The 18779-nt window shown below is 72.1% G+C and carries 15 protein-coding genes; 5 read left to right on the forward strand and 10 right to left on the reverse strand.

The genetic code is table 11. From position 1 onward, the window contains the following. Positions 1 to 83: 83 nt before the first annotated feature. Entirely contained in the window at positions 84 to 704 is a 621-nt protein-coding gene (locus tag ACWEQG_RS06830) for a hypothetical protein (protein ID WP_452282408.1), read from the forward strand. On the opposite strand, the gene hemQ is transcribed toward ACWEQG_RS06830, so the two are convergent. Next, positions 676 to 1377, reverse strand: a complete 702-nt coding sequence (hemQ, locus tag ACWEQG_RS06835; protein WP_452282410.1) for a hydrogen peroxide-dependent heme synthase — start codon at positions 1375 to 1377, stop codon at positions 676 to 678. The two genes, ACWEQG_RS06830 and hemQ, sit on opposite strands and share 29 nt — an antisense overlap. Positions 1378 to 1464: 87 nt before the next feature. Beyond that, the gene (hemG, locus tag ACWEQG_RS06840) at positions 1465 to 2892 is read right to left on the reverse strand and encodes a protoporphyrinogen oxidase (protein ID WP_452282412.1); all 1428 of its coding nucleotides are present in this window, start codon (positions 2890 to 2892) and stop codon (positions 1465 to 1467) included. Positions 2893 to 3169: 277 nt separating this feature from the next. Between hemG and ACWEQG_RS06845 the strand changes: the two genes are divergently transcribed. After that, positions 3170 to 4348, forward strand: coding sequence for an ROK family protein (locus ACWEQG_RS06845; RefSeq protein WP_363469113.1), 1179 nt, complete (start codon positions 3170 to 3172; stop codon positions 4346 to 4348). Positions 4349 to 4437: 89 nt separating this feature from the next. On the opposite strand, the gene ACWEQG_RS06850 is transcribed toward ACWEQG_RS06845, so the two are convergent. The 7 genes from ACWEQG_RS06850 to ACWEQG_RS06880 are packed head-to-tail and all read right to left on the reverse strand — an operon-like array spanning position 4438 to position 11016. After that, positions 4438 to 5763 carry an alkaline phosphatase family protein gene (locus tag ACWEQG_RS06850; RefSeq protein ID WP_452282414.1) on the reverse strand — a complete coding sequence of 442 codons (1326 nt, stop codon included), beginning with the start codon at positions 5761 to 5763 and terminating at the stop codon, positions 4438 to 4440. Further along, a complete protein-coding gene (gene eboE, locus ACWEQG_RS06855) occupies positions 5763 to 6875 on the reverse strand; it encodes a metabolite traffic protein EboE (RefSeq protein WP_452282416.1) in 1113 nt (370 codons plus the stop codon). Before eboE ends, ACWEQG_RS06850 begins: the two co-directional genes overlap by 1 nt. 2 nt (positions 6876 to 6877) lie before the next feature. Then, positions 6878 to 7720 (reverse strand): TatD family hydrolase, encoded by an 843-nt coding sequence (locus ACWEQG_RS06860; protein ID WP_363462924.1) that lies wholly within the window; start codon positions 7718 to 7720, stop codon positions 6878 to 6880. A 6-nt stretch (positions 7721 to 7726) separates the two neighbouring features. Continuing rightward, positions 7727 to 8230 carry an EboA domain-containing protein gene (locus tag ACWEQG_RS06865; protein WP_452282418.1) on the reverse strand — a complete coding sequence of 168 codons (504 nt, stop codon included), beginning with the start codon at positions 8228 to 8230 and terminating at the stop codon, positions 7727 to 7729. Beyond that, positions 8196 to 9035, reverse strand: a complete 840-nt coding sequence (locus tag ACWEQG_RS06870; protein ID WP_452282420.1) for a sugar phosphate isomerase/epimerase family protein — start codon at positions 9033 to 9035, stop codon at positions 8196 to 8198. The genes ACWEQG_RS06865 and ACWEQG_RS06870 overlap by 35 nt, the downstream gene beginning before the upstream one ends. After that, positions 9032 to 9877, reverse strand: coding sequence for an SCO3242 family prenyltransferase (locus ACWEQG_RS06875; RefSeq protein ID WP_452282422.1), 846 nt, complete (start codon positions 9875 to 9877; stop codon positions 9032 to 9034). The genes ACWEQG_RS06870 and ACWEQG_RS06875 overlap by 4 nt, the downstream gene beginning before the upstream one ends. Further along, on the reverse strand, positions 9874 to 11016 hold the full coding sequence (locus ACWEQG_RS06880; protein ID WP_452282424.1) for an inositol-3-phosphate synthase: 1143 nt from the start codon (positions 11014 to 11016) through the stop codon (positions 9874 to 9876). The genes ACWEQG_RS06875 and ACWEQG_RS06880 overlap by 4 nt, the downstream gene beginning before the upstream one ends. A 375-nt stretch (positions 11017 to 11391) precedes the next feature. On the opposite strand from ACWEQG_RS06880, the gene ACWEQG_RS06885 reads away from it, so the two are divergent. The 3 genes from ACWEQG_RS06885 (at position 11392) to ACWEQG_RS06895 (ending at position 17349) form a co-directional block, all read left to right on the forward strand. After that, on the forward strand, positions 11392 to 12540 hold the full coding sequence (locus tag ACWEQG_RS06885) for a sugar phosphate isomerase/epimerase family protein (RefSeq protein ID WP_452282426.1): 1149 nt from the start codon (positions 11392 to 11394) through the stop codon (positions 12538 to 12540). A gap of 108 nt (positions 12541 to 12648) precedes the next feature. Continuing rightward, complete coding sequence (locus ACWEQG_RS06890) at positions 12649 to 15963, forward strand: PQQ-dependent sugar dehydrogenase (RefSeq protein ID WP_452282428.1); 3315 nt, start codon at positions 12649 to 12651, stop codon at positions 15961 to 15963. A 147-nt stretch (positions 15964 to 16110) separates the two neighbouring features. Next, on the forward strand, positions 16111 to 17349 hold the full coding sequence (locus tag ACWEQG_RS06895; RefSeq protein ID WP_452282430.1) for a DUF4349 domain-containing protein: 1239 nt from the start codon (positions 16111 to 16113) through the stop codon (positions 17347 to 17349). Between the two features lie 5 nt (positions 17350 to 17354). On the opposite strand, the gene hemE is transcribed toward ACWEQG_RS06895, so the two are convergent. Further along, positions 17355 to 18392 carry a uroporphyrinogen decarboxylase gene (gene hemE, locus ACWEQG_RS06900; protein ID WP_452282432.1) on the reverse strand — a complete coding sequence of 346 codons (1038 nt, stop codon included), beginning with the start codon at positions 18390 to 18392 and terminating at the stop codon, positions 17355 to 17357. Between the last annotated feature and the right edge of the window lie 387 nt (positions 18393 to 18779).

Genomic DNA, 18779 nt, shown 5'->3' on the forward strand with positions numbered 1-18779 from the left:
GCGGGACCATCGGCTCCTCCGGCCGGGAACGTCGCGGCCCGAATCTGGGCGGGTAACGACATCACCCTCCGGAGGAGAACGTCATGGACGCCACCGCGTCGCCCCGCACTCCCGCCACCGCACATGATCGAGCCGCGCGTCCGGACGACCCGGTGGGCGGGAGGCCCGCCGTCGCCTCGGTCGTCGCCGCGCCGCTCGTGGCCGTCGCGGCGTCGCTGACGCTCGGCGTGACACAGATCCTGCACACGCAGACGGTGCCGTTCGCCTCGGCGGCCGACTACGTCGTCGAGGGCGCGTACGCCCTCTACCTGGTCGCGGCGATCGGGGCCGTCCTGGCCCTGCGCCGCGTCCACCGCGCGGCGCCGGGCTGGGGGCGGACCGGCGACGCCGGGGCGCTGCTGTACGGCCTCGGCCACGCGGTCGTGGCGGTCCCGGTGACCGCCACCTTCGTCCTCGCCGTGAACCCGCCGGACCCGCTCGGCGCGCTGTACGCGCCGGGGATCGTGCTGTGGCTGGCCGGCCTGGTCCCGCTCGCGGTCGCGGTCTTCCGCTCCGCGCCGGTTCTCCGCGCGGTCGCCGTCGTCCTCCCGGCGACGCTGCCGCTGGCGATGGCCCTGGGCGCGGCGGGGCCTCTGGTCGAGGCCCTGACCTGGGCCGTCCTGGCGGTCGCGATCGTCAGGGCAGCGCGGCGACGAGCTCGCTGACCGGCTTGCGGGTGCCCGTGTAGAAGGGGATCTCGATCCTGGTGTGCCGCCTCGCCTCGGCTCCGCGCAGGTGGCGCATCAGGTCGACGATGCGATGCAGCTCGTCGGCTTCGAAGGCCAGCATCCACTCGTAGTCGTTGAGCGCGAAGCAGGCGACCGTGTTGGCCCGCACGTCGGGGTAGTCGCGGGCCATCTTCCCGTGCTCGGCGAGCATCCTGCGGCGGTCGGAGTCCTCCAGCAGGTACCACTCCAGCGACCGTACGAAGGGGTAGACGCAGACGAAGCCCCTGGGCTCCTCCTCGGCGAGGAAGGCCGGGATGTGGGACTTGTTGAACTCGGCCGGGCGGTGCAGGGCCATGGCCGACCAGACCGGCTCGCTCGCGCGGCCGAGCGTGGTGCGGCGGAAGCGGGTGTAGGTCTCCTGCAGGTCCTCGGGCGAGGGGGCGTGCCACCAGAACATGAAGTCGGCGTCGGCGCGGAACCCGGCGACGTCGTAGCAGCCGCGGGTCGTCACGTCCTTGCCCGCCGCCTGCGCGAGCAGTTCCTCGACCTCGTCGGCCACGCCGTCGCGGGCGACGGGAAGCTGGTCGCGCAGCCGGAAGACCGACCACATGGTGTATCGGATGACCAGGTTGAGATCGCGTGCCTTGGGCCGCGGGGCAGGCTCCGTCATGCCTCCATTCTGCCGGTACGACGTGGTGGTCCGGCCGCCGGGTGCCTACCGGGAATACGCACCGGCGGCCGGGGGCCGGGCGTACGGTCAGGCGTCGGAGGCCGCCGCCCGGTCGCCCCGCAGGTGCTCCACGACGAGCTTGGCGGCGGTGCGGGCGGTCGCGACGCACGCCGGGATGCCGAGACCCTCGTACGCCGCGCCGCAGACGGCGAGGCCGGGCTGCCCGGCGATCGCGGCGCGCACCCGGGCGATCCGGTCGAGGTGGCCGACGTCGTACTGCGGGAGCCCGCCACCCCAGCGGGTGACCCGGGTGTCCAGCGGCAGGCCCCGCACGCCCATGATCTCGGCCATCTCGTTCATCGCCAGGGCGGTCAGCTCGGCGTCGTCGCGCTGGAGCACGAGCTCCTCGCCCAGGCGGCCGACCGAGCACCGCACGATCACGACGTTGCGGTCGGCCTCGGCCAGGTGCGGCCATTTGACGCTGCTGAACGTCGCGGCCTTGACCGGCCGGCCCTCGACCGGCGGCACGAGGTAGCCGCTGCCCTCCGGCGGCTCGGGAAAGGCGCTACGGGGATAGGCGAGAGTGATGATCGCCATGCTGGCGTACTCGATCCCGGCCAGTTCGGCCGCCGCCTTCGGCACCTCACGCCGGAGCAGGCGGGAGGCGGGCCGCGCGGGGACCGCCAGGACGACGGCGTCGGCGTCGATCACCTCCTCGTCCCGGGTGGGCCCGGTGACCAGCCGCCACCCGTCCGGCGTCCGGATCAGGTCGCGTACGGTGACGCCGGTGCGGATCTGCGCGCCCGACTCCTTCGCGACGGCGGCGGGCAGCGACCCCAGGCCGTTCCTGAGCGTGGTGAACACCGGCCCGGCGTTCCCGGGCGCCTCCGCGGCGATGCCCCTGGCCGCCTGCAGCAGCGACCGCTCGGTGCGGGCGGCGGCGGCGATCCGCGGCATGGTCGCGTCCAGGGACAGCATGTCGGCCCGGCCCGCGTACACGCCGCCGAGCAGCGGCTCTACCAGCCGGTCGACGACCTCGCCGCCCATCCGGGCCCGGATGTAGGCCGCGACGGAGACGTCGCCGGTCACGAGTGTGGGCGGCAGGAACTGGTCGAGGGGCACCCGGGCGAGCCCGGCCGGCGACAGGACGCCCGAGCGCGCGAGGGCGACCACGTCCGAGGGGACTCCCATCACCTGTTGCCGGGGCAGCGGGCGCAGCGACCCGCGCGACAGGACCGCGGCTCGCGTCGTGCCCGGGTCGACCAGGTCGTCGCCGAGGCCGGCCAGCCGGGCCAGATCCTTGCCCTCGGGCCGCCGCGCCAGCATCGACTCGGCGCCCGCGTCGACCTCCACCCCCGCCACCTGTGAGGCGTACAGCTTGCCGCCGACCCTCGGCGCCGCCTCCAGCACTGTGATCCGCAGACCGGCGTCGGCCCGGTTCAGGTGCAGCGCCGCGGCCAGACCCGCGATGCCCCCGCCGACGACGATCACATGACGACCCGTAATCCCGTCCATGGGGAAAAACTATCGGCCCGTACGGGCGGCTCCCGCATCGGCGCGGGGCGTGTCCGCCACGAAGCGGGAACCTCGCCGCCACAGAAAGAGCACAGATAGTCACCCACTGGAACAACGCCCGACAAAGCGGTCGGGAAGGCAAGATTCTCAGAAACTTTTCACCTGTAGGGCAAAAAGTAAGGGTTTGCTGTAATAAAGTTGCTGTCGTCGAAGCAGAAGTAGAGTCACTTCTGGCACGCACCCCGAATTCCCCGACCGGAAGAGCGGCGTGAAGCGAATGACGGCTCGCCCCGAGAACCCGCACCAGGCGCGGCTCCTGCGCCTCCTGCGTCAGGACGGCGCGCGCTCACGCGCCGAACTCGGCGAGGTGGCCCGTCTGTCACCGTCGAAGCTCGCACTCGAGCTCGACCGGCTCACCAAGCTGAACCTCCTCGAAACCGGCGGCCTCGCGGCCTCGCGTGGCGGGCGGCGGTCGGGCATCGTGCGGATCGCCTCGCACCTGCGTTTCGTCGGCATCGACATCGGCGCCACGTCCATCGACGTGGGGGTGACGAACGGCGAGCTTGAGGTGCTCGGCCACCTGTCGAAGCCGGCGGACGTGCGGGACGGCCCCGAGGCGGTGCTGGAGCAGGCCCTCGAACTCGTCGGCAAGCTGCGCACCGGCGAGACGACCGAGATCCACGGCGTCGGAATCGGCGTGCCCGGCCCGGTGAGTTTCCTCGACAGGACGCCCGTCTCGCCCCCGATCATGCCGGGCTGGGACCGCTTTCCCGTTCGGGAGACGCTGAGCCGGGAGTTCGGCTGCCCGGTGCTCGTGGACAACGACGTGAACATCATGGCGCTCGGCGAGCTGCACGCCGGGCTCGCCAGGGCCGTCGGCGACTTCCTGCTCGTGAAGATCGGCACCGGCGTCGGCTGCGGCATCGTGGTCGACGGCGAGATCTACCGCGGGGTGACCGGCAGCGCCGGCGACATCGGCCACATCCGGGTGTCGGACGACGGCCCTCTGTGCACGTGCGGCAACACCGGCTGTCTCGAGGCCTACTTCGGCGGCGCGGCGCTGGCCCGCGACGCCCTGGCCGCGGCGGAGTCGGGCGAGTCCCCCTTCCTCGCGGAGCGGCTCACGCACGAGGGCACGCTGACGGCCGAGGACGTCGCCGCGGCCGCCGGCTCGGGCGACGCCGCCGCCGTACGGATGATTCGCGAGGGCGGCCGGCACGTGGGCCTCGTGCTCGCGTCCCTCGTGAGCTTCTTCAACCCCGGCCTGGTGATCATCGGAGGCGGGGTCGCCGGTCTCGGCCACGCGCTGCTCGCGGAGATCCGCAGCGTCGTCTACCAGCGCTCGCTGCCGCTGGCGACCGGAAACCTGCCCATCGTCTTGTCCGAGCTGGGCGACACGGCCGGGATCATCGGGGCCACCCGCCTGATCAGCGACCACGTCTTCTCCGCCGAGTGAGCCGCGCGGCACCGCGTGCCGCGCCCTCATCCGAACGCCGACCGGCCGCCGTCCCCTCCCGGGGACGGCGGCCGGTCCGCGTGATCCTGTCAGCCCTTCAGCAGCTGCGTCAGCAGGCCCTTCACCTCGGTCGCGGCGTACGCGTCCTTGTCGAAGGGGCCCAGCAGCACCGGTCCGTCCGCCGCCGCGTCGGGCAACCTGCCGTGGCTGCCGCGCACCGGGGCGGGGTCGAGCGGCACCACCGACATCTTGTAGCGCATGCCCGCCTTCTTGCGGGCCAGCGCCGCGCCCGCGCGCAGCTTCACCAGCGGGTCGTTGGGATCCATGAACAGCTCCGCCGGGTCGTAGCCGGGCTTGCGGTGGATCTCCACGAGCTTCGCGAAGTCGGGCGCCCGGTCGTCGGACAGCCAGTAGTAGTAGGTGAACCAGGCGTCCGGCTCCGCCACCGCGACCAGGTCTCCGGCCCGCTCGTGGTCGAGGCCGTACCTCGCCTTGCCCTCCTGGTCCAGGACCTCGTCCACGCCCTGCAACTCCGCCACGATGTCGCGTACGCGGGGCAGGTCGGCGGTGTCGTTCACGTAGACGTGGGCGACCTGGTGGTCGGCGACCGCGAAGGCCCGCGAGGCCCAGGGGTCGAGATACTCCATGCCGTCCTGCGTGTAGACCTCGAGCAGCCCGGCCCGGCGCAGCGCCCGGTTGACGTCGACCGGGCGGGAGGCGTTGGTGATGCCGTACTCCGACAGCACGACGACGGTGGCGTCCTCCCGCAGCAGCGGCGCGAGCGCGGCGTCGACCTCCCGGGCCGCCGCGACGGCCTGCGGCGCGTCGGGCCCGAACCGCTGCAGGTCGTAGTCGAGGTGCGGAATGTAGACCATGAGCAGGTCGGGCCGCTCCTTCGCGAGGATCCGGCGGGCGGCCGCGATGATCCACTTGGACGAGGCGATGCTCGCCGTCGGTCCCCAGTAGGTGAACAGCGGGAACTCGCCCAGCTCGCCCACCAGGTCGTCGTGCAGCGACGGCGGCCTGGTGTAGCAGTCGGGCTCCTTGCGCCCGTCCGCGTAGTAGATCGGCCGCGGGGTGACGATGAAGTCGCTGGAGCCGCCCATCGCGTACCACCAGCAGACGTTGGCGGTGCGGATGCCGGGCACCGCGTCCCACAGCTGCTCGCCCTGGATCAGCCGGTTGTGCTGCCGCCACAGGAAGACCTCGCCGAGGTCCCTGAAGTACCAGCCGTTGCCGACGATGCCGTGGTCACGCGGCATCGAACCGGTCAGCAGGGTGGCCTGCACGGAACAGGTCACGGCGGGCAGCACGGGCTTCAGGGACGCGGCGGCCCCCACTTTGGCCACGTTCGGCATGTGCGCCAGCAGGCGCGGGGTCAGGCCGACGACGTTCACGACGACGACGGGCGCCATCAGATCTCCTTAAGTCCGAGGGCGGCGAGCCGCCGCCGGGTCCAGTCCAGCTCGGCCGCGACGCCCTCGGCGACGTCGACCGCGCCGGGCAGCACGCTCCAGGTGTAGGTCTCGACCTCGAGGTGCCGGATGAGTGGCGCGTCCGGGGAGGCCAGGAGGCGTTCCAGCAGGTCCTCCAGGTACGGGGCCGTCGTGGTGAGCGGCGGCGGGGCCGCGGCGTGCAGGGGCATGTGGAAGTGCGTGCGCCACGGCAGGTCCGCCGGGAGCCCTCCGGCCAGCGCCTCCGGCAGGTCGTCGGCGTACCCGGCCGCGCAGCGGGTCTGGTGGAGGTACCGCTCCTCCTCGTACGCCGCCAGGGCGGACTGGCCGCCCGGCGGCGCCTCGACCGCGGCCGACACCTGGAGCTTCACGATCGGCAGCCCGATGGCGGCGGCGTCGGCGGGCTCCTCGAGACCGACGGCGAGGTGGCAGGCGTCCAGGCACACGCCGATGAACTCGGGGTCGGTGCCGCCCAGCAGCGCGACGGCCTGCGGGGTGGTCTCCACGATGCAGCCCGGTTCCGGTTCGAAGGCGACGCGGATGGTCTTGCCGGTGCGCTCCGCCAGCGCCCGCAGGCCCCGGGTGAGCGCGGCCAGGTTGGCGTCGACCGCCGCGGCCTTGTCCGGCGTCCATTCCGTGCGCCAGGCGAGGGGCAGCGTCGAGATCGAGCCCTCGGTCACGTCGTCCGGCAGCAGCGCGGTGAGGATCTCGGCCAGGTCGAGGGTGTAGGCGAGCCGTTCCGGCTCGGCCCAGTCGGGCCGGTACACCCGGAGCTTCACGACCTGGTCGTGGAAGCCCTGATAGGGGAAGCCGTTGAGGGTGACGACCTCCAGCCCCAGCTCGTCCAGCCGGGCGCGCAGCCGCGCGAGTTCGGCGGGGTCGGCCCGCAGCGCCCGCGCGGCGCGCGACGACAGCCACAGCCCGAGGCCGAGCACCGGCGCGCCGGTCAGCGCCCGCACCCGGGCGGCGACTCCGGACAGCTGTCCGTGGATCCCGTCGAGGTCCTCGGCGGGGTGGACGTTGGTGCAGTAGGCCAGGTGGACGACGGAACCGGAGGGATGCAGCAGGCGCATGGTCAGCGCGTCCCGCGCAGGATCGTGTTGCCCTCGTAGTCGCCGCCGGACTCGACGTCGTCCAGGTGCAGGCGCCCGCTCTGACCGTAGAAGGCGACCGGGTTCTGCCACAGCACCCGGTCGACGTCCTCGTCGGTGAACCCGGCGGCCAGCATGGCCTCGCCGACCTCGCGGGTCTTCAGCACGTCGCTGCGCCCCCAGTCGGCGGCGGAGTTCACGATCATCCGCTCGGTGCCGTACTCCTTGAGGATGGCCACCATCCGGTCCGGGTCCATCTTCGTGTCCGGGTAGATGGAGAAGCCCGCCCAGCACCCGGCGTCGCGGACCATGCCGACGGTCAGCTCGTTGAGGTGGTCGACCAGGACCCTGCCCGGGTCCATGCCCTTGACCACGTCGAGCGTGCGCCGGGTCCCGGCCGCCTTGTCACGGTGCGGCGTGTGCACGAGCACCGGCAGGCCGTGCTCCTCGGCGAGCGCCAGCTGCGCCTCGAAGACGCGGTCCTCCTCCGGCGTCACCGAGTCGTAGCCGACCTCGCCGACGGCCACGACGGAGTCCTTCAGCAGGTAGCGGGGCAGCTCGTCCAGCACGCCCGCGCAGCGCGGGTCGTTGGCCTCCTTGGGGTTGAGCGCGAGCGTGCAGTGGTGGCGGATGCCGTACTGCGCCGCCCGATAGGGCTCCCACCCCAGCAGGGCGTCGAAGTAGTCGAGGAAGCTGCCGACGTTCGTGCGCGGCTGGCCGAGCCAGAAGGCGGGCTCCACGACGGCACGGACCCCGGCGGCGTACATGCGCTCGTAGTCGTCCGTCGTGCGGGACGTCATGTGGATGTGGGGGTCGAAGATCCTCATCGGGAATCAGAGCCTCTCGAGAACGTCGGGGGGAACGGGCCGTCCGGCCGCACGGCGCTCGGCGGCGAAGTCGGCGAGCATGCGCCGCAGTTCGTCGTCGAAGCGCCGGTCGAGGCCCTCGACCGACGCGAGCGGAACGGACATGAAGACGCACTTGAGCACGCCCTGACGGAAGGCGTGGTCGTCCAGCCACGCCGAGCCGTACGGGCCGAGCGCGGCGGCGACCAGCCGGGTGTCGTTGGTGCGCAGGGCGTCGTGGACGAGCGGGAGAGCGGCCGGACCGAGGTCGAGCTGCGCAAGCGCCTCCAGGATCTCCAGCCGCTCCCCCGCGTCGCCCTGCCAGTAGAGCTTCGTGATGGCCGCCACCGGATCCGGCAGGGCCTTTGTGAGCGTTCTCAGCAGCTCGGCACGGGCGCCCGGGCCGCCCTCCCTGGCGGCCCGGGTGAACAGCGCGTAGACGGTCTCCGGGTCGCGCTCAACGTCGGCTACGGCCTGCGCCAGCCAGGTCATGTGCCCTCCTCAGGAATTCGATCGACCTTCGCGCCACGTCGGGCGCCGCGTGGCTGTGCCTGGCCAGCTCGACGGCGACCAGCCCGCCGAAACCGTCGAGCGCGGCGAGCGCGGGCGGGAAGTCGATCTCGCCCTCGCCGAACTCGAGATGCTCGTGGACGCCTCGCCGCATGTCCTCGATCTGCACGTGCACGAGGTACGGCAGCGCCCGCTCGACGCATTCGGGCACGTCGTACGGCTCAAGGCAGCGGCAGTGCCCGATGTCGAGGGTGAGGCCGAACCTCGCGTGGCCGCCTAGCAGGTCGCGCAGCCGTTCGTATCCGGCCAGGTCCGCCACGAGCATCCCCGGCTCGGGCTCGAACCCGAGCGTGACGCCGACCTCGTCGGCCTCGCCGAGCAGGCGCTCGCAGTGCCGGACGAGCCGGTCCCACGCCTCGGCCTCGGGCACCTCCGGCGGCCGGATGCCGCTCCACAGGTGCACCACGGGGGCGCCGAGGTCGGCCGCGATCCGCATCGCCTCGCGGATGAAGTCCACCCGCGCCTCGGCCTCGTCGTGCAGCAGCGTCGGGAAGTGCTTGCGCCGGGGATCGAGCGTGTACCTGCCGCCCGTCTCCACGGCGAGGGCCAGGCCGAGCCGCCGCGCCAGCGCCGCGATCCGCCCGACCTCCGCCGGAGAGGCGCCGGGCATGAGGTGCCCGTGGTCGAGCGTGACCGCGGCGCCGGTGTAGCCGAGGTCGGCGAGCACCTCCAGCGTCTGGTCGAGCGGATGGTCGCGGAAGCCGTTGGTGCAGTAGGCCCAGATCACGATGTGGCCACCTTCGCCGACAGCCAGCGGCCGGCCGGCAGCGCGGCCAGCAGCGCCGCCGCCTGGGCGAGCCTGCCCCGCCCGGCCACCGCCGCCGCCTGCAGCGGGATCAGGCCGAGGATGCTCATCCGCACCGCCTGGCGCACCTGCTCGGGGTCGGGGTCGGCGCGCAGCGCCAGCTGGGCCCGGCCGGCCGTGGCGAGGTAGCCGGCGATCATCGCGGCGGCGCCCAGCCGCCCCGGCGTCTCGCCGTGGCGGCAGGCGACGGCGGCCAGCGCCGCGGACGCGCCGGTCGCGGCCAGCGCCTGGGTGACGATCGCGGGGGTGGCGCCGTCGACCTCGGCCGTGCCGAGCACGGTGAGCCCGTAGGTGTGCGCGCCGACGGCCAGCGCCATCGGGGCGGCCGCCCGGGTGTCGGGGCCCGCCCCGAGCAGCACGTCGAGCGTGCGGCAGGCCGCCATCGCAGCGGGGCCCGCCGGGGTGTGCTTGAGCTTCAGGTCGTAGGCCCACACAGAGCCCGCGAGCAGGCTCGCGACCGCGAGCCCGCGACGCCCGCCGAAGACCGCGGCGGCGGCCACCCCGGCGCCGGTCAGGGCGACGGCGAGGCCGAGCGCCCCTTCCGGCCTGATCCTGCCGGAGGGGATGGGCCGTTCCGGGCGCTCCTTCGCGTCGAGCTTGCGGTCCGACCAGTCGTTGAGCGCCATGCCGGCCCAGTAGAGCAGCACCGACGCGGCGGCGAGCCCGGGCCGTGCCGGCCGCCCGGCCACCGCCGCGCCCGCCAGCGTGTCACCGGGGACGGACAGCGCGGCGGGCGCGCGGACCAGCTCCAGCCAGGCCCTCACGGCCGTTCACCTGAGATCGATTGTGCGAAGTCCACCAGCCGGGCGTACTGGGTGGGCAGGTCGTGTCCCGCGCCGCCCAGCGGGTCCTTGAAGAAGTAGCCGAGCTCGGCGAGCACACCGCTGTGCCCGGCCTCGTGGGCCCGCGCGACGAGGCGGGCGAGGTCGAGGACGAGCGGGGCGGCCAGCGTCGAGTCGCAGCCCTGCCAGGTGAACTGCATGGTCATCCGGACGCCGAGGAACCCCTCGAACGTGATGTGGTCCCAGGCGGTCTTCCACTCGCCGAGGTCGGCGACGTAGTCGATGTGCGTCAGGCCCTCGACGTCCTCGCCCACGATCGCGGGGACGGCGCGCGCCTTGCTCGCCGACTTGCTCGCCCGGGCCGCGGGGTCGGCCAGCGTGGCGCCGTCGCCGCCGCCGAGCAGGTTGAGCCCCGACCACGAGCGCACGCGCAGCGCACGGCCGGCGAACATCGGCGCGAGCGCGCTCTTGACCAGCGTCTCCCCGGTCTTGCCGTCGCGTCCCGCGTACGGCACGCCGTTGCGCCGCGCCAGCTCGTCGAGAGCGGGAGGCGTCGGACCGGCGGACGGGGTGAACGCGACGTAGCCGCAGCCGGCGGTGAAGGCCGCGTAGGCGTACAGGGAGCTGGCGGGCAGCGGGTCCTGCCCCGCCGCGAGCGCCTCCTCCAGGTCGGCGAGCCGCGCGTACGGCACCTCCGCGGGAGGCTCGGTCGACGACACGTCCACCACGACGACGTGGGACAGGCCGTGCCGCTCCCGGAAGTCAGTGAGGTCGGCGGCCAGCCGCCGCGCGGCGTCGGCCTGGCTCTCCTCGCCGGGCACGTAGCCGTGCCTGCTCTCCGCCTCCGCGGCGTCGAGGTCCGCGGCGAGCAGCGTCGTCAGGACGGGAGGGAACACTCCCGCCTGGGCGAGCATCTCGGCCCTCTTCCGCAGCGGGGTCCCGACCACGTCGTGACCGCCGAACACCAGGTCACCGAGGGGAGCGAAGCCTCCCGGGAAGCCGGCGGCCTCGATGACGCACCCGATGGGCGGGGCCGCTCCCGCGCGAACCGCCGCCGCCCCGACCACCGCCGTGGTCGCGACGGACCCCCGGGCGCCGACCAGCCAGACACCGATGGGCACTGTAACTCTCCCGTCAACTCGGGTATGAAGGATGACCCCGGAACATTCGGATACTAAGAGGCATCTTTCGTCGCTGACAAGAAAAAGTTTCCAGCAGGCTACGGAAAGTTCAACGCCCCTCACCTTGGAACCGTGATCAACGGGTCCCGGCCGCCGACCGCCCGTCGGAGCCCCCGCGCGCGTACGGTCACCGTCGCCGCCCTTCTCCCTTCACTCCTCGGACTTTGTCCTGTGTCAACACAAAGTACAAAAGATCATGTAGAAACTTCTTCCCTGTCAGACAAAAGTGGCGTAGCTTGCTCGCCAAGTGCACCCGCGGCTCGGCCGCGTCATCGGGGGATCAAGGTTCTTCACGCAGATGGAGTTGGCAAGACGATGAGTGCGTACGAAGAAGAGATGGAGTCGGCCGGCAACCTCGGACGCCGGCTGGGCCTCAGCCGCCGCCAGCTGCTCGCGGCCACGACCGGCATGGCGGCGGCCGCCGCCGTGGCCGCCGCCGGTCCGATGAAGTCGGTCGCGCGTGCGGCGACCGCCGGCAACGGCCCGAACGGCGTCCTGATCCCGCCGCCGCGGCGCGGCATCATCCTGTACACGGTCCGCGACGCCATCTCCCGTGACCCGCTGTCCAGCAACCTCCCCTCCGGCTTCCGCGCCGTGTTCGAGGAGCTCGCCCGGATCGGCTACGCGCAGGTGGAGTTCGCCGGCTACAGCCAGCACCGCAACGCCGAGGGCGGCGCCAGCCTGGAGAGCGTCGAGGGCGCCAAGCTGCTGCGCGGCTGGCTGGACGACAACGGCCTGGTCGCCCAGGGCAACCACGGCTTCATCCCCGGCTCCTGGCCGCTGAACCAGGCCGACCTGGACCGCTTCAAGCTCCACCTGGAGATCGCCAACATCCTCGGCATGGCCCACGTCGGCACCGGCAGCGACCCGACCGGCAGCGCCTACAAGGCCGACTGGGACGTCGCCGCGGAGAAGTGGAACGCGCTCGGCGAGATCGCCACCGCCGCGGGCCTCAAGCTGTACACGCACAACCACGACGTGGCCTACAGCTTCCTGCTCGACAGCGGCCCGCTCGACGCGCAGGGCCGGCCCACCCGCTCCTCCGGCATTCGCCGCCTCGAGTACTTCCTCCAGATCACCGACCCCAAGCACGTCTGGCTCGAGATGGACATCTTCTGGGCCCACGTCGCGCAGTACAAGCACAAGACCTTCACCGCCCCGGACGGGTCCACCCAGACCCAGGTCTTCAACCCGCTCGGCGTCGTGCAGGCCCAGACCAAGCGGTTCCCGCTGTTCCACGCCAAGGACGGCAAGATCAACACGGGCACGGCCAACGGCTACGACATGGTTCCGTTCGGCACCGGTGACATCGACTACGCGGCGTTCCTCCGCGGCGTGGGCGCCAAGGGCTACCACAACCCGATGTACGAGCAGGACACCGCCCCCGGCGGCACGGCCAACCCCGGCCAGTCCCTGCAGTACGCGGACCTGAGCTACCGGAACATGTCCGCTCTGCGCGGCTGACGACTTCGACGAGTATGGCGGACCGCCACGCGTTCGACCCGTTCCACCGGCACGCGGCGGCCCGCCTTTCCCCTGTCACCCCCCTGTGAAAGAAGAGGCGCAGCAGACTTGAAGCGTACTCGCATTCTGGGCGGCGCTCTCGCCGCCGCGTTGACGCTCCCGTTCGCGGCGGCGCTCACCGCCGCACCGGCGCAGGCGCACGAAGACGCCCTGCACTGGGAGAACTACGAGAAGGTCACGCTCACCAAGGACGTCGGCGAGCCGATCGACATGGCGATCCTGCCGGACAGCCGGGTGCTGCACACCGCCCGCAACGGCGACGTACGGCTGACCGACCCCGCCACCGGCGTCACGAAGATCATCAACAAGATCGACGTCTACAACAACTCCGAGGACGGCCTGCAGACGATCGGGATCGACCCCGACTTCGCGGACAACAAGTGGGTCTACGTCTACTACGCGCCCCGGAAGATGACCGGGCCGTACCCCTCGGAGACCCCGGCGGGGTCGGCGCCGAACTCCCTTCCCGCGGGCGCGGACGAGTCCTACTGGAACCAGTGGAAGGGCTACAACCAGCTCTCCCGGTTCAAGTGGGACGGCGACAAGCTCGACCTGTCCACCGAGCAGGTCATCATCAAGGTCGAGACCAACCGCGGGCAGTGCTGCCACGTCGCCGGCGACTTCGACTGGGACGACGACGGCAACCTCTACCTGGCCACCGGTGACAACACCCCGGCCAGCACGCCCGGCGCCAACGGCATGGCCCCCAACAACGACGCGCCCGGCATGAACCCCGGCTTCGACTCGCGGCGCGGTGCGGGCAACAGCAACGACCTGCGCGGCAAGATCCTGCGGATCAAGGTGCAGGAGGACGGCTCCTACACCGTCCCCGACGGCAACCTGTTCCCGAAGGGCACGGCCAAGACACGGCCCGAGATCTTCGTCACCGGCGTGCGGAACCCGTTCCGCATGGACGTGGACGCGAAGACCGGGACGGTGTCGTGGGGCGACTACGGGCCGGACGCCGGCACCGCCGATCCCAACCGCGGCCCCATGGGCTACGTCGAGTGGAACGTCACCCCGATCACCAAGCCCATCAACGCCGGCTGGCCGTACTGCACGGGCGACAACTTCAACTACAACAACTGGGACTACGCGACTTCCAAGCCGCGTGAGTGGTTCGACTGCGCGGGCGGCCCGGTCAACACCTCCCGCTGGAACACCGGCCTGGACAAGCTCCCGCCCGCGGTTCCCGCCGACATGTACTACGGCGACCGCGCGGGCGACCAGCCGGCGGAGTGGGCCGGGCTGACCGAGTTCGACCCGGTGCAGAACGGCCAGGGCCCGATGGGCGGTCCGGTGTACCACTACGACGCCGACAACCCCTCGCCCACCAAGTTCCCCGCGTACTGGGACAACAAGTTCTTCTTCGCGGAGTTCTCCCAGGACTACCTGGCGGCGTTCACCGTGACGGGTTCTGACGGGCCGGTGACCAAGCTCGAGCACTTCCTGCCGAACGCCGAGCTGACCAAGATGGCGATGCCCATCACGGACAACCCGATCGACATCGAGTTCGGCCCCGACGGCGCGCTGTACGTGCTCGACTACGGTGACGGCTTCTTCCGCGCCAACCCCGACTCGGGTCTGTACCGCATCGACTACTCGCCCGGCAACAAGGCCCCGCAGGCGAAGATCACCGCTGACAAGACGTCGGGCAGCAACGCGCCGCTCACCGTCGAGTTCAGCGGCGCCAAGTCCTCCGACTCCGAGGCCGGCGACCTGACCTACGAGTGGGACTTCGACGGCAACGGCACCTTCGACGCCAAGGGCGTGACGGCGACCCACACCTACGACAAGCTCGGGCAGTACACCGCCCGGCTCCGCGTCACCGACTCGGGCGGCAGGTTCGGCCTCGCCACGATCGAGATCACCGTGGGCAACACCGCGCCCAAGGTCAGCATCGAGACCCCCGGCGACGGCTCCTTCATCGACTGGGGCAACGCGGTTCCGCTCACGGTCAAGGTGACCGACCAGGAGGACGGCGACAACCCGACCTGCAGCCGGGTCGCGTGGACCTTCGGCCTCGGCCACGACACGCACGCCCACCCGATCACCACCGGCACGGGCTGCACCGTCACCTGGGCGACCCCCGCGGACGCTCCCGAGCACGGCGTGACCGAGAACATCTTCGGCGTGGTCGTGGTCAGCTACCGCGACAACGGCGCCAACGGCATCCCCGGCGCCTCCAGCGACGCGACCCTGATCCTCAACCCCAAGCTCATGCAGGCCGAGCACGGGGACGACAGCAAGGGCGTCACCAAGACCCAGGACGAGACGGCGTCCGGCCTCAACAAGGTCACCTCGTTCGACGCCGGCGACCACATCGGCTACGACCCGGTGAACCTCGCCGGAATCACCTCGGTGAAGACCGTGGCCAGCGGCGCGGGCACGCTGTCGCTGCGCTGGAACTCGCCGGCCGCGACCCCGTTCGCGACCGTCGCGATCCCGGCCGGCTCCGGCTGGCAGACGGTGACCACCGAGCTGAAGAACGCCCCCACGGGCAGCGGCAAGCTGTACGTCACCTCGACCGGCGGCGTGGAGGTGGACGCGTTCACCTTCGTGGGCGACGGTGCCGCCGACAAGACCCCGCCGACCGTGACCGCCACTCTCAACCCGGCCCAGCCGAACGGTGAGAACGGCTGGTACAAGGGCAACGTGACGCTGACGGTTACCGCGACCGACAACGGCACGGTCGCGAGCCGGCAGTACTCGGTCAACGGCGGCGCCACCTGGTCGAACGCCAACAACCCGGTGACCCTGAGCACCGAGGGCACCACCGAGGTCCGCTACCGCGCCACCGACAGCGGCGGCAACGTCTCGCAGATCGGCACCGTCACGGTGAAGATCGACAAGACCGCACCCGCGCTGACCGTCGACGGCGTCGAGTCCGGCGAGCACGGCGACTCGGCCTCGATCACGCCGGTCTTCACCGCGACCGACGCGGGCTCCGGTGTGGCGAGCGTGACGGGCGCCATCGGCGACCTGCAGGTCAAGTCGGGCGAGGCCCTCCCGCTGTGGAAGCTGCCGCTCGGCGAGAACACGCTGACCGTCAGCGCCAAGGACAAGGCCGGGCACGTCACGGAGAAGTCGGTGACCTTCACGGTCACGACCTCCTTCGACGACGTGAAGGCCCTCCTCACCGCCTTCCGGACCGCCGGCACGGTGACCGGCGACGGTGACGTCCTGACCGCACAGCTCGACCAGGCGGCCAAGCAGGCCGGCATGGGCAAGAAGGACAACGCGATCAAGGCTCTGGAGCGGTTCGCCGGCTTCGCCGGCGACGCCAAGCGGGTGACCGACAAGGCCGCGAGCGACGCGCTCATCCGCGACGCGCAGGCCCTGATCGAGCAGCTGCGCGGCTAGCCAGACGTCCCGTGGGTTCCGGCCCGGCCCGGCCGGGACCCACGGGACCCCCATCCCCAGCCAAGGCGCCGGCGACCACGGTGGCATCGTGATGCCATCGTGATCGCCGGCGCTGAACTGTGCCCGGCGGTGATCCGATGTAAGGGCATGAGGCGAATCCGGTACGGCGCGGCGGCCCTGGCGGCCGTCGCCTTTCTGCTGACGGGATGCGGCGGCGCGGAGGACTTGTCGAGCAGCGGGGCGGCCGACAGCGGCGGCGCGCCCGCGGCGCCGGCCGCGGACGCTCCCACGACAGGGACCACGGGTCAGAGCGCGGAGCGGCAGGCCGCGGACGGCGAGGGCGGCGGGCAGGAGAAGGCCAGGATCGATCCGGCCGACCGCGCGGTCATCTACCAGGCCGAGCTCACCGTCGAGGCCAAGGACGTCACCGCGGCGGCCGACGGCGCCAAGTCGATCGTGACCGGCGCGGGCGGGTACGTCGCCGAGGAGCGCAGCGACTCCTATTCGAGCGGCCAGCGCGCGGTGATCGCGTTCAAGGTGCCGCCCGCCCGCTACGCCGACGTGCTGGCCCAGCTCGGCCGCGACCTCGGGAAACGCCGGTCGATGCGGCAGAACGCGCAGGACGTCACCGAGGAGGTCGCCGACGTCGCCAGCCGGGTGAAGTCGGCCGAGGCGGCGCTCGGGCAGTTCCGCACGCTGCTGTCGAAGGCGAACAAGATCGGCGAGATCCTGGAGATCGAGCGGGAGATCACCAACCGCGAGGCCGAGCTGGAGTCGCTGCAGGCCAGGCAGAAGGCGCTGGCGGCGCAGACCGGCATGGCCACCGTGACGCTCACCCTCGTGCCTCCGCCGAAGGCCTCGGCCCGGCCCACGAAGGAGGACCCGTCCGGCTTCCTCGGCGGGCTGCGCACCGGATGGGACACCCTCACCGCGTCGACCGTGGTGGCGCTGACCGTGCTGGGCGCGCTGCTGCCCTGGCTCGTCGTGGCCGGGCTGGTGTGGCTGGTCGTCCGGACCGTCATGCGCCGGATGCGCCGCCGTGCCGCTCCGCCCCCCGGTGCCGTGCCCCCCGGTGCCGTCCCCTCGGGTCCTGTGCCTCCCGGGTACGGGCCCGCCTCCCCCGGGGGCGCCCCTGTCCCCGTTTGGCCGTACGGACCGGGCGGCGAGCCCGCCGGGCCGGCCGTGACGGGCTCACCGGATCCTGCCGCGCCTCATCCTGGGCGGCCGCGCCCCGCGGCGCCGGCGCCGGCCCCGCACGAGGACAGGGACGCGAACCGTGACGAGGACCGCGACGACGGCCCTGTAGACGGGCCCGACGACGCCTCTGCCGAGGCCTCTGAGGACGCCCGGGACGAGGGCCGGGCGTCCGGGCACACACGGAGGTAGGACCCTCAGCGGGCCGACGACTCGTGGACGAAGTCGGTGAGCCGGGCGAGCTGGTCGGGGTCGGTCGAGGGAAGCACGCCGTGACCGAGGTTGAACACGTGCCCCTCGGCCACCCTGCCCCGTTCGAGCACGTCCCTGGCCCGCCTCTCGACGACCTCCCAGGGCGCGAACAGGATCGCCGGGTCGAGGTTGCCCTGCAGGGCCTTGCCCGCGCCCACGCGGAGCGCGGCCTCGTCGAGCGGCACCCGCCAGTCGACGCCCACCACGTCGGCGCCGGCCTCGCCCATGAGGCCGAGCAGCTCGCCGGTGCCGACGCCGAAGTGGATGCGCGGCACGCCGAGGTCCGCCAGGCCGGCGAAGATCCGGCTGGTGTGCGGCAGCACGTAGGAGCGGTAGTCCTGCGGCGCGACCGCGCCGACCCACGAGTCGAAGAGCTGGACGGCCGAGGCGCCGGCCGCCACCTGGACGCGCAGGAAGGCGAGCGTGATCGCGCTGAGCCGCTCCATCAGCTCGTGCCACAGCTCGGGCTCGCCGTACATCATGGCCTTGGTGCGGTCGTGGTTCTTGGAGGGGCCGCCCTCGATCAGATACGACGCGAGTGTGAACGGCCCTCCGGCGAAGCCGATCAGCGGGGTCCCGCCCAGCTCCCCGGTGAGCGCGCCGACCGCCTCGGTCACGTACGGGACGTCGTCCGGCTCCAGCGGGCGCAGGACCTCCATGCCCGCCTTGTCGCGGATGGGGGTCCCGACGACGGGGCCGACGCCCGGCTTGATGTCGAGGTCGACGCCGATGGCCTTGAGCGGCACCACGATGTCGCTGAAGAAGATCGCCGCGTCCGTGCCGTACCTGCGGACCGGCTGCATCGTGATCTCGACCACGAGGTCGGGCGTGGCGCAGGCGGTGAGCATCTCGACGCCGGCGCGCACCCTGCGGTACTCGGGCAGCGAACGACCGGCCTGGCGCATGTACCACACCGGCGTGTGCGGGACGGGCTCACGCCGGCAGGCGCGGACGAAAACGGAATCGGCGAGCTGGGGTTTCACGGCACCAGCCTGCCATGCCCGGGGGTCGCCCGGCGCCCGGACCCATGACCTGGGGTTCCAGAACGACGCGAGAAAGGCCGCTCATCGCGTAAGGTGAACCCCATCCCCTCCTGTGAGTCCTCTCACACCTCGGCAATGTGTTCGCCAATCGGCCATCCGGCATCGATTCCAATACCACTTTCGAGACACGCCGAGCGCGATGCGGGGAAATGTCGCCGGGACGTGCCAACGTCGGATCAGTCCCGAGCGACCGCCACGACCGTGGATCCGACGAGAGGCCCCGGAGCGATGACTTCGATGTGGAGTTCCCCCGAACGCCGCACTGAGCGCTGTGCCGGCAGCGACGCCGCGCGCCCCGCCCGTCCGAGCCGCGCGGCGCGCGCGACG

This window comes from Microbispora sp. NPDC004025 (genome assembly GCF_053604425.1).

Excerpts from the sequence above, each read along its gene's own strand:
- eboE (WP_452282416.1), bottom strand. The coding sequence starts at position 6,875 with ATGCGCCTGCTGCATCCCTCCGGTTCCGTCGTCCACCTGGCCTACTGC.
- ACWEQG_RS06860 (WP_363462924.1), bottom strand. The coding sequence starts at position 7,720 with ATGAGGATCTTCGACCCCCACATCCACATGACGTCCCGCACGACGGAC.
- ACWEQG_RS06885 (WP_452282426.1), top strand. The coding sequence starts at position 11,392 with ATGAGTGCGTACGAAGAAGAGATGGAGTCGGCCGGCAACCTCGGACGC.
- ACWEQG_RS06895 (WP_452282430.1), top strand. The coding sequence starts at position 16,111 with ATGAGGCGAATCCGGTACGGCGCGGCGGCCCTGGCGGCCGTCGCCTTT.
- ACWEQG_RS06850 (WP_452282414.1), bottom strand. The coding sequence starts at position 5,763 with ATGGCGCCCGTCGTCGTCGTGAACGTCGTCGGCCTGACCCCGCGCCTG.
- ACWEQG_RS06865 (WP_452282418.1), bottom strand. The coding sequence starts at position 8,230 with ATGACCTGGCTGGCGCAGGCCGTAGCCGACGTTGAGCGCGACCCGGAG.
- ACWEQG_RS06830 (WP_452282408.1), top strand. The coding sequence starts at position 84 with ATGGACGCCACCGCGTCGCCCCGCACTCCCGCCACCGCACATGATCGA.
- hemG (WP_452282412.1), bottom strand. The coding sequence starts at position 2,892 with ATGGACGGGATTACGGGTCGTCATGTGATCGTCGTCGGCGGGGGCATC.
- hemQ (WP_452282410.1), bottom strand. The coding sequence starts at position 1,377 with ATGACGGAGCCTGCCCCGCGGCCCAAGGCACGCGATCTCAACCTGGTC.
- ACWEQG_RS06845 (WP_363469113.1), top strand. The coding sequence starts at position 3,170 with ATGACGGCTCGCCCCGAGAACCCGCACCAGGCGCGGCTCCTGCGCCTC.